At 69.8% G+C, this 13725-nt stretch carries 5 protein-coding genes; all 5 read right to left on the bottom strand.

Annotated features, from left to right (window positions below):
• Positions 1-24: 24 nt before the first annotated feature.
• Complete coding sequence (locus tag QUC20_RS01205) at positions 25-6096, bottom strand: Ig-like domain-containing protein (RefSeq protein WP_289330686.1); 6072 nt, start codon at positions 6094-6096, stop codon at positions 25-27.
• A gap of 151 nt (positions 6097-6247) precedes the next feature.
• Positions 6248-8623 (bottom strand): excinuclease ABC subunit UvrA, encoded by a 2376-nt coding sequence (locus tag QUC20_RS01200; RefSeq protein WP_289330685.1) that lies wholly within the window; start codon positions 8621-8623, stop codon positions 6248-6250.
• Entirely contained in the window at positions 8604-9251 is a 648-nt protein-coding gene (locus QUC20_RS01195; protein ID WP_289330684.1) for a DNA-3-methyladenine glycosylase I, read from the bottom strand. Before QUC20_RS01195 ends, QUC20_RS01200 begins: the two co-directional genes overlap by 20 nt.
• A 56-nt stretch (positions 9252-9307) precedes the next feature.
• Entirely contained in the window at positions 9308-11428 is a 2121-nt protein-coding gene (locus QUC20_RS01190) for an acyl-CoA dehydrogenase family protein (RefSeq protein ID WP_289330683.1), read from the bottom strand.
• Between the two features lie 144 nt (positions 11429-11572).
• Entirely contained in the window at positions 11573-13660 is a 2088-nt protein-coding gene (recQ, locus tag QUC20_RS01185) for a DNA helicase RecQ (protein WP_289330682.1), read from the bottom strand.
• Positions 13661-13725: the final 65 nt, after the last annotated feature.

Below are 13725 nucleotides of genomic sequence, written 5' to 3'. Positions count from 1 at the left end.
GGATGCCGGGGGCGGATGCGGGGGCTACCAGCGCGTCGTACCGGTTCGGCCCCAGCCGATGATCTCGGCGGAGATGTCGCGCCCGTCGGCGCCGATCCAGCAGTCGAGCTGGATCGAGCCGTCGGCCGGGACGTCGTACGACGACGGGTAGGTGTTGAACTTCCGGTTACCGTCGTAGCAGTCGATGCGGTAGTTGCCCGCGGGGAAGTCCTGCGTGTTCACCTTCAGATGGAAGCAGCCGTTCACGCAGCCGCCGACCGGGGACCCCTTCTCGACCGTGGCGCGAGGCTGCGGCGGCGGGGGCGGGTTCGGCGTCGTCACGCTCGCGGAGGCCTCGCGTGCCTCGCTACCAGCGGCGCTCACGCGCACCCGAATCGACTGCGTGCTGCTGTAGCCCACATCGCCGCGCGGGCTGGATCCGCTCGCGTCGACGCGCTGCCACCCGCCGCCGTTGATACTGATCTCGGTGGTGATGTCGCGACCGTTCCGGGACGGCGACGACCACGACAGCGTGACGCGGTTTCCGTCGCGCGTGGCGCTGGCGGACGGGTTGCCGATCTGGCCGTAGGGCGCGACCTGGTTCGACGCCGCCGACGACTCGCCCTCGTAGCGCGATCCGTCGGCCGTGGCGACGGCACGCACGCGCACCGTGTAGGTGCCGTTGTTGTTCACCTGGCCGTTGCCGATCGTGCCCGACCCGCCGTTGCCGCCGCCGATCCAGTCGCTGCGCCAGCCGCCGTTGTTCACGGAGTACTGGTAGCTGACCTCGCCGGGGTTCGCGCCGTTGAGCGGCCCGGCCGTCCACGAGACGGTGACGCGGTTGTCGCCTTCGCTCGCGCTGATTCCGGTCGGGGCGCCGGGAGGCGTGAAGGCGCGTCGAGGTGCGGATGCCGCACTCCACTCGCCCCAGCCCGCCTTGTTCTGGGCACGGACGACGAACGTGTAGTCGGTCGTCGAGGTGTCGACGGTGACGGCCTGGCTCGTCTGGCCGGCGGGCACGCTGATGGTGTCGACGGTCGCGCCGCCGCGGCGGACCTGCAGCTGGTACCCCGCGATCGCATCGCCGTTGTTCGCCGGCTGGTTCCAGCTCACCTGCATCTGCGAGCGGTTGCCCACCGGGTTGAGGCGCTGCGTCGACGGTGCGCCGGGAGCGTCCGGCTTGCCGGCGGGCACCATCGCCTGAGACCAGACGCTCCAGCTCGACGGCTCGGGAGCGCGGTTGTGGGCACGCACGCGCACCTGGTACTGCACACCGTTCTGCAGGCCGTCCCACGTGATGGGGCTGCCGGTCACGCCGGTCTTCTCGGCCACACCGGAGGGCGGTGCCGGCGAGATCTGCAGGCTGTAGCTCTCGACGGGCGAGCCCTCCGTGCGCGGAGCCGTCCAGGTGACGTCGACGCTGCGGTCGCCGAACGCGAGCGTCGGCGGGTTGGGGGTGTCGGGCCGCTGGTCGGGACGCGCGGTCTCGGACGGCAGCGAGGGGTCGGACTCGCCGACGCGGTTGGTCGCGGTGACCACGAAGTTGTACTCGACGTTGTTCGTCAGCCCGTCGAGCGTGCAGGTCGTCGAGCGGCACTCGCGGCTGTAAGAACCCGACGTCGAGCGCACCGTGTAGCCGGTGATCGACGCGCCGTTGTCGACGGGCGGCGACCACGACATCACGACGGTGCGGCTCTCGACGCTGGTGACCGTCGGCTTGCCGGGCGCGTCGGGACGCCCCTGCACCGTGATGCGGATCTGACCCTCGACCTCGCGATCGGGGTCGCCCGTCGCATCCTGGATCCGGTAGCGGACGACGAGCGTTCCCACGAAGTCCGCACGGCTGGTGACCTCCACGCGATCGCCGGCGACGGTGGCGGAGGCGCCCGATGTCTCGGTGAACGCTCCGACGACCTTCAGCGGCGTCTCCGGGAACGGATTCACATCGTTGTCGAGCACGGAGACCGGAATCGTCGCACCCTGGTCGGCCTGCTCGATGACGTCGGCGTTCGCCGTCGCGAGGGGCCGCGTCGAAGCGGTGACCGTGACCGTGATCGTCGCCGTCACCGGGTCGGACTCGCCGTCGGTGACGCTCACCTGGACCGGCAGCGACGTCCCCTTGGCGACGTCGGTGCTCGCCTGCACCGACAGCACCGAGCCGTCGACGCGCGCCGTGAGCCCGTCGGGCGCTCCGCCGACGATGGCGAACCGGAGGTTTCCGGCGTCGTCGGGGTCGGGGTCGGTCGCGAGGGCGGCGAGGTCGAGGGTTCGCGCGTCCTCGCCCTGCGCGACATCCATCTGCGCACCGATCATGCTCGGCGGCCGGTTGTCGGGTGGCGTGACGGTGATGGGGATCATCAGGGTCGCCTTGCGCCCCTCGGGGTCGTCGGGACCGGAGCCGTCGGTGACCTCGAAGGTGAGTGCGTCCTGACCGAAGTAGTCGGCGGCGGAGGTGTAGACGAGCGTCCGCTCGTCCTTGACGAGGGATGCCCCGTCGGAGTGCGCCGCAGTGACCTTCTCGGCCTCGGTGACGACGACGTCGCGTCCGCCCGAGGCACGCACATACTCCGACAGCGGCAGTTCGACGGTCTCGCCGCTCTGCACGACCAGCGCCTCGGTCGAGATCAGGCTCGGCGGCAGCTCTGCGAGAGAGGGCACGTGGATGAAGGCGGCCGCGGTGAGCTCGTCCTCGTCGGTGATGAAGTAGGTGATGAGCTGTCGCTCGTCGGTCAGCTGCACCGAGACCGTGCCGTTGGGCCGCACGGTCGCGTTCTCGCCGCCGGCACCGAGCGTGACGCGCAGCGCGCTGCGTGTGCCGTCGGGGTCGTCGTCGTTGTCGAGCACCGCGACCTCGGCCACGCCGTTCTCGTCGACGTCCTCGGCGCGCACGCGATCGTCACGGGCGATGGGGCGCTGCAGCGGCACGTCGGGGTCGACGGTGATCTGCACGGGAGCCGTGGCCTTCAGCCCGCGCGCGTCCTCGATCGTGTACTGGATGCTGGTGTTCATCGGCACGTCGGGGGCGGTGATGATGACCTGCTCGCCCGACACCTCGGCCGCGAGCCCGTCGACGTCCGGCACCTCGAGTGCGTCGGCGGCGAAGCCGAACAGATCGCCGTCGGGGTCGGAGTCGTTCAGGAGCACCGAGACCGCCACCTGGCGTCCCGGCCGCATGATGACCGCGTCCTTCACCGCGTATGGCGCCTGGTTGGTCGTCTCCGGCGGCGCGACGCCGACCTGGATACGCGCGGTGCCCTCCTTGCCGAGGCGGTCGCGCACCCGGTAGGTGAACGAGTCCGAGCCGACGCTGGTGTCGAAGGCCTCGTAGACGAAGGTGTTCGACCCGGTCTCGACGATACGGCCCTTGCTCGGCGAGCTCGCGATGCCGATCAGCTCGACGGAGTCGCCGTCCTCGTCGATGCCGTCGAGGGGCACGGGGATCGTCACCTTCGAACCGCTCAGGGTGCGCGCGGTGAGGTCGCGCGGGCGCGGCGCCGCGTTGGCGTCGTCCTGCCGGGGCAGGATCTGGATCGTCACATAGGCGCCGGCGCGCTGACCCGAGCTGTCGACCGCCTCGTAGGTGGCGTTGACGGTCTTGGGCTCGTCGCCGGCGCGGAACCGGAGCTTGTCCTCCGAGACGAACACCTGGCCGTCGACCTCGTCGATGAGCGGCGGCACGAGCTCGGGTGAGACGTGCAGCGTGTCGCCGTTGGGGTGCGTGTCGTTCGCGAGCACGTCGATCGTCACGACGTCGCCCACGCGCACGACCGCCGTGTCGTTGTTCGCGACCGGGGGCCGCAGCTTGTCGGGCGCGGGGATCGGGATCACGACGATCTCGCCGGTGGCCGATTGATCGCCGTTGGAGATGGTGTACGACACCCGGGTCTGTTCGCTGAGCGAGCCCTGGTCGGTGATGCGGACGGTCTCGTGGCCGAGCACGGCCGCGGTGACGCCGCCGTCCGGGTCGGCCGTCACCGACTGGACGACGAGGATGCCGCCGGCGGGGTCGGTGTCGTTGCCCAGGACGTTCACCAGCACATCGCCGCCGGTCGGCAGCAACGCGACATCGCGCACCGCGACGGGCGGGAGGTTGGTGTCGGCGGCCGGCAGGACGTCGACACGAACGAGGCCGGGCACGCTGTTCGGGCCCGCCGACACGAGGTAGTCGACGTAGTAGGTGTTCACGACGTCGGAGGTGAACGTGAAGGTCTGCTCGGCGAAGTCGGGCTGGATCGTCGCGCCCTCCACCTCGTCGACGCGCGTCAGACGCAACGGCTCGCGCCCCGCGCTCGTGTCGTTGGTGAGAGGAGAGACGGTGACGGACTGCCCCACCCGGGTCACGACGTGGTCGGCGTTGGTCACGGGCACCGTCGTGCCGGGAGGGCGGACGTCGATGCGGAGGACACCGGCGCCGTCGTCGGTTCCGTCCGACACGATGATGGGGACGTCCTTGCGGCCCTGCACGGCGCCGATCGCGCGATACGTGATCTGGCCGTCGGAGGTGAAGTCGGCCTCGTCGCCGCCGTCGGGCTGGACCGACTTCAGGAAGATGTCGTCGCCGTCCGGGTCGATCCACTCGCTGAGGACGTTGTACGACGTCGTGCCGCCGGCCTCGACGGTCACCGGGGTGACGCGCTGCTGGACCGGCGGGGAGTTCTCGTCGTCTCCTCGCACCGACAGCCGGACGGTGGCCGACGCTTCGCCGCCCCGGCCGTCGTCGGCCTTGTAGGTGAACGACGTCGACCCCGACGCGTCGTCGGGCACCGCGATCTGGAGGGCGCCGCCGTTCTGGATCGGCGAGATCTGGCCGAACGCAGGATCGCTCGTCGCTTCGGCGACGAGCACGTCACCGTCGGCGTCGGTGTCGTTGAAGAGGACGGGGAGCACGGTCGTACGACCCGGACGAACACCGAACGAGTCGTCCACGGCGATCGGCGGCGTGTTCTCCTCCGTGCGCTCGGGCAGGGCGGTCTCGACCGTCTCTTCGGTCGTCTCCTGCTCCTCGTCACCCGTGCCCTCGGGCGGGGTGATGTCGGTCCAGTTGTCGACGCGCTGCATGTTCTCGCTCGCGAGCCACGCCGCACCGCCGAACACGTCGTTGAGCACGACGACGTCGCGGTTCACGCGGAACTCGAGCTTGGCCGCCGGATCGATGCCCTCGATCTTCTGCACGATGTCGTCGGCGTCGTCGGCGCAGTCGCGGACGAAGACACCCGAACCCGACCACGCCCCATAGGCGCAGCCGCCCACGTAAACGGGCTCGGCAGGTGTGCCCTCGGCGCCGGCCTCGATCGTGGTCGTCTGACCCCCCGGCTGCACCCGCAGCAAGGCGCTGCCGGTACTCACCGTGAGCGTCTCGGCCGAGTTCGACGGGCGCTGCAGGAGCGCGTCCGCGGGAAGGTTCGTCTGCGAGCCGTCTCCTCCGTACAGAAGATTGGTGTCACGGTCGAGCACGAACGGCGTCTGCCCGAGCGATGTGATCGCGAGCTCGTGGTCCTCGGCAATGCCCTCAAGGCGTCGTTCCGCCGTCTGGGCGACGGTGCCGTCGCCGATCGGTGCGTAGGCGTAGAGCGACGCACCCGCCGCGGACGCGGCGTAGATCGTGCCGTCGGTGCCGACCGTCGCGGTCGCGTTCTCGCCGAGTTCGGCGATCGGCTCGTTGCCCTCGAAGCTGAAGCCGTTCACGCCGGCGAATTGGACGGTGCGCAGGTCGCCGGCAGCGTCGAGCACGGAGACGGTGTCGGAACCGAGGGCGATCTGCGCGCCGGGCTGCACCTCGGCCGTGCCCGACAGCACCACCTTCGCCGGATCGACCGCCGACATCGCCGAGCCGTCGGAGTCGACCACGACCACGCGAGGACCCGACTGGAGGACGTCGTACTCAGCGGACGTCGTACGCAGGCTTCCGTCGAGCACACGCGACTCGTTGTTGTAGTGCCCCACGAGCAGGCTCGACTGCTTCGTCACCCAGACGCCGCCGTCGTGGAGGTCGACCTCGGTCGTGGGTTCGCCCTCGTACGCGACGGCGAGCGTGCCGATGGTGAGCGCTGCGACGGTCACGATGCCGGCGGAGATGAGCGTTCGCGGGCGTGCCCGCAGCCACGAGGTCGACTTCATTGGGCTCGGCTCCCCCCGGGGCGACGATCATCGGCCCGGCTTCCGGGCTCGCGCTGGTTGAACTGCGGAACCACCCTATGTCAAGAGGGGTGCCGGATTCGGCGGTTGACATGGGGAGTTCTCCCCATGTCAACCCTGGCGGACGTGTGCATCACCGCTCCGGCGCCGCGCTCGTCGCGACGTAGCGCCGCAGATGCTGCGCGGTGAGTGTGTCGGCGGCCGCCACGAGGTCGGCCGGCGACCCCTCGAACACGACCTGCCCGCCGTCACGCCCGGCACCGGGACCGATGTCGATGATGTGATCGGCGTGCGCCATGACCGCCTGATGGTGCTCGATGACGATGACGGAGTTGCCGGCGCCGACGAGCCGGTCGAGCAGGGCGAGGAGGTTGTCGACGTCGGCGAGATGCAGGCCCGTCGTCGGCTCGTCGAGGATGTACACCGAACCCGACGTGGCCATCGAGATCGCGAGCTTCAGCCGCTGTCGTTCCCCGCCGGAGAGTGTGCTGAGCGCCTGGCCGAGCGTGATGTAACCGAGGCCGACATCGATCAGACGCGAGAGGATGCCGCCCGCCACACGTGCGGGCAGCGCCTCGGCCGCCTCGGCTGCGCTCAGCGCGAGCACGTCTGCGATGGTTCGCCCGTCGAGGGTGTACTGGAGGACCTCGGGACTGAACCCCGACCCCTGGCACACGTCGCACTCGGTCTCGACGGATGCGGTGATGCCGAGCTTCGTGACGATGACCCCCAGCCCCTTGCACGCCGGGCACGCCCCCTGCGAGTTGGCACTGAAGAGAGCCGGCTTGACCCCGTTGGCCTTCGCGAACGCCGACCGGATCGGATCGAGCAGGCCCGTGTACGTCGCCGGGCTGCTGCGACGATTGCCTCGGATGGGCGACTGGTCGACGACGACGACTCCCTCCCGCCCCGCGAGGCTGCCGTGGATGAGCGACGACTTCCCCGAGCCGGCGACCCCGGTGACGACCGTGAGGGTGCCGAGCGGGACGTCGACGTCGACCGACTTGAGGTTGTTGGCGGTCGCTCCACGGATCTCGATGACGCCGGTCGACGCCCGCACCGTCGGCTTGAGCTGAGCCCGGTGGTCGAGGTGCCGCCCCGTCAGGGTGCCGGATGCCCGCAACTCGGCGACGGATCCGGTGAACTGGATCCGCCCGCCATGGCGTCCCGCCCCGGGACCGAGGTCGATGACGTGATCGGCGACTTCGATGACTTCGGGCTTGTGCTCGACGACGAGCACGGTGTTGCCCTTGTCTCGGAGCCCCCGCAGCAGCTCGTTCATGCGCTGGACGTCGTGCGGATGAAGACCCGCGGTCGGTTCGTCGAAGACGTAGGTGACATCCGTCAGGCTCGACCCGAGATGCCGGATCATCTTCGTCCGCTGAGCTTCGCCGCCCGACAGCGTTCCCGATGAGCGGTCGAGCGAGAGATAGCCGAGGCCGATGTCGATGAAGGACTGCACGGTGGCTCGCAGGCCGGCCAGCAACGGCTCGACGGCGGGGGCGTCGATCGCCCCGAGCCAGTCGGCCAGATCGGTGATCTGCATCGCCGCGGCGTCCGCGATGCTCGCGCCGGCGATCTTCGCCGAGCGCGCGCCCGCGTTGAGTCTCGTTCCGCCGCATGCCGAGCACGGCATGAACTTCACCGCACGCTCGACGAAAGCCCGGACGTGGGGCTGCAACGCGTCGCGATCCTTCTGCAGCATCGATTTCGTGATCCGGGGCACGAGCCCCTCGTAGGTCATGTTGATGCTCTGGATCTTGACCTTCGTGGGCTCTTTGTAGAGGAAGTCCGCGAGCTCGGCATCCGAGTACTCGGCGATCGGCTTGTCGGGATCGAGCAGACCCGACTCGCTGTACCCGCGCACCATCCAGCCGTCGGCGTTGTAGCCCGGAACCTGGATGGCCCCCTCGTTGAGAGACTTCGACCGATCGACGAGTTCATCGATGTCCACGTCGCTCACTTCGCCGAGACCTTCGCAGTCGGGGCACATGCCACCCGTCACCTGGAACGACCGTCGCTGCTCGCGGCCCGCATCGCCGCCCACGGCGATGGTGATCTCGCCGGCGCCGGACACCGAGGGCACGTTGAACGAGAACGCCTGCGGCGACCCTACGAACGGTTCGCCGATGCGGCTGAACAGCACGCGCAGCATCGCGTGGACATCGGTCGCCGTGCCCACGGTCGAGCGCGCGTTCGCGCCCATCCGCTCCTGGTCGACGATGATCGCGGGGCTGATGTTCTCGAGCGAGTCGACGTCGGGCCGCCCGATCTGCGCCATGAACTGCTGCACGAAGGTGGGATAGGTCTCGTTGATGAGACGCCGCGACTCGGCGGCGATCGTGCCGAACACGAGCGAGGACTTGCCCGAGCCGCTCACCCCGGTGAACACCGTGAGACGTCGCTTCGGGACGTCGACGTCGACATCGTCGAGGTTGTTCTCGCGCGCGCCTCGGACGCGGATGACCTCGTGCGAATCGGCGACGATCTCAGCGGATGCGGCGGCCATCGGACATCCTCTCGGTGCGGACCTCCCCATTGTGGGGCTTCGCGACGTCGAGGGCGAGGGTTCGGTGGCATCCCTCGACGTGGTCGTCGACCATGCCGGTCGATTGCATGAGCGCGTACATCGTCGTCGGACCGACGAATCGGAAGCCACGGCGGCGCAGTGCCTTGCTCATCGCCTCGGACTCCGTCGTCACCGGCGGCACGTCGGCCAGTGTCGCGGGGCGAGGCCGGCCCGCCTCAGGAGCGAACGACCACATGAGCTCGTCGAACTCGCCGTCGGCGACGTCGAGCAGCAGCCGCGCGTTCGAGATGGTGGCCTCGATCTTCGCCCGGTTGCGGATGATGCCGGCGTCCGCCATGAGAGCCGCGATCTCCGTCGCACCGAATGCCGCCACACGCACCGGCTCGAAGCCGGCGAAGACCTCGCGGAAGCGCGGGCGCTTGCGCAGGATCGTGATCCAGCTGAGCCCCGCTTGGAACCCTTCGAGGCTCAGCTTCTCGAACAGCGCACGGTCGCCGTGAAGCGGGCGACCCCACTCTTCGTCGTGGTAGCGGCGGTACTCGGCGTCGTCACCCACCCAGCCGCAGCGGTCCAGGCCGTCGGGTCCGGTGATGAGGTCGAGCGCCATTCCGCCAGGCTAGCGAGGGCGTCCGACACGGAAGGACCCGATGGCCGGGCCGCGCCTCAGGAGCCCCGCTTTCCCGACTTCGCGAGCGTCTTCTCCGAGACGGGCGCGTTGCCCGACGCGGCGAGGTCGGCGAAGTACTCGTGCGCCTCGCGCTGCCGCTCCGCCTCCGCGCCGGACGCGATGGGAGCGCGGACGTGCTCGGGTGCGAAACCGAAGGCATCGACAAGATCTTGGGCGTGCGGGCGCAGGCGCGCGCAGAGCCGGTCGATGTAGCTCGTGACGGCGGCTGCCCGCTGAGTCGAGAGGCGACCGTTGATCAGGTACCAGGCGAGGTGCCGCTCGATGAGGGTCAGACCGAAGAGGTCGCGCAGCCACACGAGCACCTGGCGGGTGCCCTCGTCGCCGACGCGCTCGACACCCTGCGCGAACGCCTCCCACTGCAGCAGCTCACCGTGGGCGCGTGCGGCCTCGATCAGTTCCGACTGGTGCTGGTTGAAGACGGCGGCGGCATCCTGCTGCGACATCTTCGACGCGGGACGGAGAGCGGCGGCGATGTCGGCGATCATCTGCTCGACGCGGCCCGTCAGCAGTTCGTGCTGCTGCTCGGCCCGGAGCCCGAGCTCGACCGACCGCGCCATCTGCCCGAAGTCGGCTACCGACTGACCGAGGCGGCGAAGACCGGCACCGTGGAACACGCGCTCGGCCGTCGAGACGGCGGCGAACTTCGCGAGGGACCTGGCGTCGGCGCCCTTGAACTGCTTGGCGTAGTCGCTGAGGAGCCTCTTGCCGACCAGCTGCAGGAGCACGTTGTTGTCGCCCTCGAAAGTGGCGAAGACATCGAGGTCGTGGTGCAGGTCGACCATGCGGTTCTCGGCGAGGAAGCCCTGACCCCCGCATGCCTCGCGGCACTCCTGGATCGTGTCGAGCGCGTTCCACGTCGACAGCGGCTTGAGGGCGGCGGCGAGAGTCTCGAGGTTCTCGCGCCCCTCCGGGGTGTCGGTGCGGCCCGAGAACACGCCGTCGAACGCCTGCAGCAGCTCGTCGTGCGAGAAGAACTGCGCGTAGGTCTGCGCGATCCGCGGCAGCAGACGGCGCTGGTGCCGACCGTAGTCGAGCAGGGTGACCTCTTCGGTGCCGGCGCCGGAGTCGAACTGGCGGCGCTGGTTGGCGTAGGTCACGGCGATGTACTCCGCGAGCGCTGAAGCCGTCGTGGCGGAGCCGTCGAGCGACACGCGCCCCTGCACGAGTGCGCCGAGCATCGTGAAGAACCGGCGGCCCGGGCTGGCGATGTCGGAGCTGTAGGTGCCGTCGGGCGCGACGTCGCCGTAGCGGTTGAGCAGATTCGTGCGCGGGATGCGGACGTGATCGAAGTGGAGACGACCGTTGTCGATGCCGTTGAGCCCGCCCTTGACCCCGTCGTCCTCTCCGCCGACGCCGGGCAGGAAGTTGCCCTCGTCATCGCGGAGCGGCACGAAGAAGCAGTGGACGCCGTAGTTCACGCCGCCCGTGATGAGCTGAGCGAAGAGGGTGGCCGCCTTGCCGTGCACCGCCGCGTTGCCCAGGTAGTCCTTCCACGCACCGCGGAACGGCGTATGGATGACGAACTCCTCGGTCTCGGGGTCGTACGTGGCGGTCGTGCCGATGGCAGCGACATCCGATCCGTGCCCGGTCTCGGTCATCGCGAACGCACCCGGCAGGCGCATCTCCATCGCGTCGCGCAGCCACGCGTCGTGGTGGGGCTTCGTGCCGAGCTGGTGGATGGCCGAGCCGAAGAGGCCCCACTGCACGCCGGACTTGATCTGCAGGCTGGGGTCGGCGAGCACGAGCTCCTGGAAGCCGGCCAGGTTCGCGCCGTTGTCGCCGTCGCCGCCGTACTCCTTCGGATAGCCGCGCCCCGAGGCGCCGCGCTCGACGAGCAGGTGGAGCTGCTTGAGTACGCGTTCGCGGTGCTCAGCCATCGGCTCGCCCGGGATCTGCCAGAACACGGGGTCCTTGATCATCTCGCGCGCCTCGCGACGCGTCGCCGCCCAGGTTCCGAGCAGCATGTCGGTGACCGCGTCGATGTCGATGCGCGCCTCGTGCGCCTCCTCCGCGGTATGGGGCGCGGTCGGAGCTCCCCCGGCGGGGGTGCGGTTCTCGGTTGCGGGCTTGTGGGGACGAACAGCGGCGTCGGTCATCGCGTGCCTTTCGACGTCGGAAGGATCGGAGTCGATAATCACGGTAGAACTTCCACAACACCTCGCCAAGCGGGTTGGACGATGGGTACAACGGGATGCCGGTACGTCGGCGACCCGCATTGTGCGACCGCGACATCCGGTCGGTCAGTGCGACGCGACGACGGCCAGCACGGCGTCGCCGTAGGCCTCGCGTTTCTTGGCGCCGATGCCCGTGATTCCCTCGAGGTCGGCCGAGGTGCGGGGCCGACGATCGGCGAGGGCGCGCAAGGTCGCGTCGCCGAAGACGATGTAGGCGGGCACCCCCTGCTCGCGCGCCTGCTCGGCACGCCACGCGCGCAGCGCCTCGAAGAGGTCGCGGTCGCCCTCGGCCACCTGCTCGGCCGCAGCAGCCTTGCGCACCCGCGAGCCGCCGCTGTTCTGCCCTCGTCCGAGCACGTCGCGTCGCAGCGGAACGCCGGTCTCGCCCTTGAGCACGGGGGCTCCGGCATCGCCGACCGCGAGCACACCGTACTCGCCGCGGGCGACGAGGATGCCGCGAGCGAGGAGCTGCCGGATGACGCTGCGCCAGTCCTGGTCGGACAGATCGGAGCCGAGGCCGTACGTCGCCAGCTCGTCGTGGCGCTGCTGACGGATGCGCTCCGTCGACGCGCCGCGCAGGATGTCGACGAGATGGCCGGCGCCGAACGACTGATTGCGTTCGCGCTGAAGCCGGATGATCGTCGACAGCAGCTTCTGGGCGGGGATCAGACCATCCCAGGTGTCGGGCGGCGTGAGGCACGTGTCGCAGTTGCCGCAGGGCTCGGAGTCCTGACCGAAGTAGCCGAGCAGATTCTGTCGGCGGCACGCGACTGTTTCACACAGGGCGAGCATCGCGTCGAGGTGTTGCCCCATGCGCATCTTGAAGGTGCGGTCGCCGGGGCTCTGGTCGATGAGGCGCCGCTGCTGCACGACGTCCCCCAGGCCATAGGCCATCCAGGCGATCGACGCTTCGCCGTCGCGCCCGGCTCGGCCCGTCTCCTGGTAGTACCCCTCGACGGACTTCGGGAGGTCGATGTGGGCCACGAACCGGACGTCGGGCTTGTCGATGCCCATCCCGAACGCGATCGTCGCGACCATGACGACGCCGTCTTCGCGGAGGAACCGCGACTGGTGGGCAGCACGCATCTCGGCCGGCAGCCCCGCGTGGTACGGCAACGCGTCGAGCCCCTGTGCGGCGAGATAGTCGGCCGTCTGCTCGACCGACTTGCGGCTGAGCGCGTAGACGATGCCGGCCGAGCCCTCGGGCATCGAGCGGATGAACGTGACGAGCTGTCGCCGCGGATCGACCTTGGGTTCGATGCGGTACTGGATGTTGGGCCGGTCGAAGCTCGCGACGAAGTGACGCGCCTGCGGCAGCCGAAGCCGCTCGGTCAGCTCCTGGTGCGTTGCGCGGGTGGCAGTCGCGGTGAGGGCCATACGCGGCACCCCGGGGAACCGCTCGTCGAGGTCGCCGAGGGAAAGGTAGTCGGGCCGGAAGTCGTGGCCCCACTGCGAGACGCAGTGCGCCTCGTCGATCGCGATGACGCTCAGGGCTCCGCGCTGCAGCAGCTGCGTCGTCTGCGGCACGCTCAAGCGCTCGGGCGCCACGTAGAGCAGGTCGAGCTCGCCCGCGAGGTAGGCCTGCTCGACGCCCGCGCGTTCGCCCGGAGACTGCGTGGAGTTCAGATAGGCGGCGCGCACGCCGTTGGCGATCAGAGCGTCGACCTGATCGTGCATGAGCGCGATGAGCGGACTGACGACGAGGCCGGTGCCCGGGCGCACGAGCGCGGGCACCTGGTAGGTGATCGACTTGCCTCCGCCGGTGGGCATGAGGACGACGGCATCCCCGCCACCGATGACATGCGAGACGATGTCGCCCTGGTCGCCGCGGAAGTCGTCGTAGCCGAAGACCTCTTTGAGCACCGCGCGCGGGTCGGTCCCGACGAAGTCGCGACGGGCGAGGGAGAGGACGGCGGCGGGAGCTGCGGTCGCGCCCGGGTGTGCGGTGCGGGCCGGGGCTGCGGCCCGGCGGGCTGGGGCGCTCGACTCAGGGGCTGCAGCGCGGTCGCGAGTGGCGCGGGCGACAGCGGCGCCGTACCCGTCGAACTCGGGCGGCGGCGGTGCGTCGAAGTCTTCGGGTGGCGCGAACTCGTCGGGGTTCCAGTCGAGGTCGGCGTAGGGATCGACATCCCGGGGCTGCTGCTCTCGACTCACTCGATTCACGATAGCCGCGGCATCCGACATCCTGCTGGGCGCGTCCCCAGACGCAGGGGCGTCGC

It is taken from the genome of Microbacterium arborescens, assembly GCF_030369635.1.
Lineage (GTDB): Bacteria > Actinomycetota > Actinomycetes > Actinomycetales > Microbacteriaceae > Microbacterium.
This window is presented reverse-complemented; position numbering and strand designations above follow the sequence as displayed.

Bases quoted from the DNA above. Each gene is read 5' to 3' on its own strand.
- QUC20_RS01205 (WP_289330686.1), bottom strand. From the start codon at position 6,096: ATGAAGTCGACCTCGTGGCTGCGGGCACGCCCGCGAACGCTCATCTCC.
- QUC20_RS01200 (WP_289330685.1), bottom strand. From the start codon at position 8,623: ATGGCCGCCGCATCCGCTGAGATCGTCGCCGATTCGCACGAGGTCATC.
- QUC20_RS01195 (WP_289330684.1), bottom strand. From the start codon at position 9,251: ATGGCGCTCGACCTCATCACCGGACCCGACGGCCTGGACCGCTGCGGC.
- QUC20_RS01190 (WP_289330683.1), bottom strand. From the start codon at position 11,428: ATGACCGACGCCGCTGTTCGTCCCCACAAGCCCGCAACCGAGAACCGC.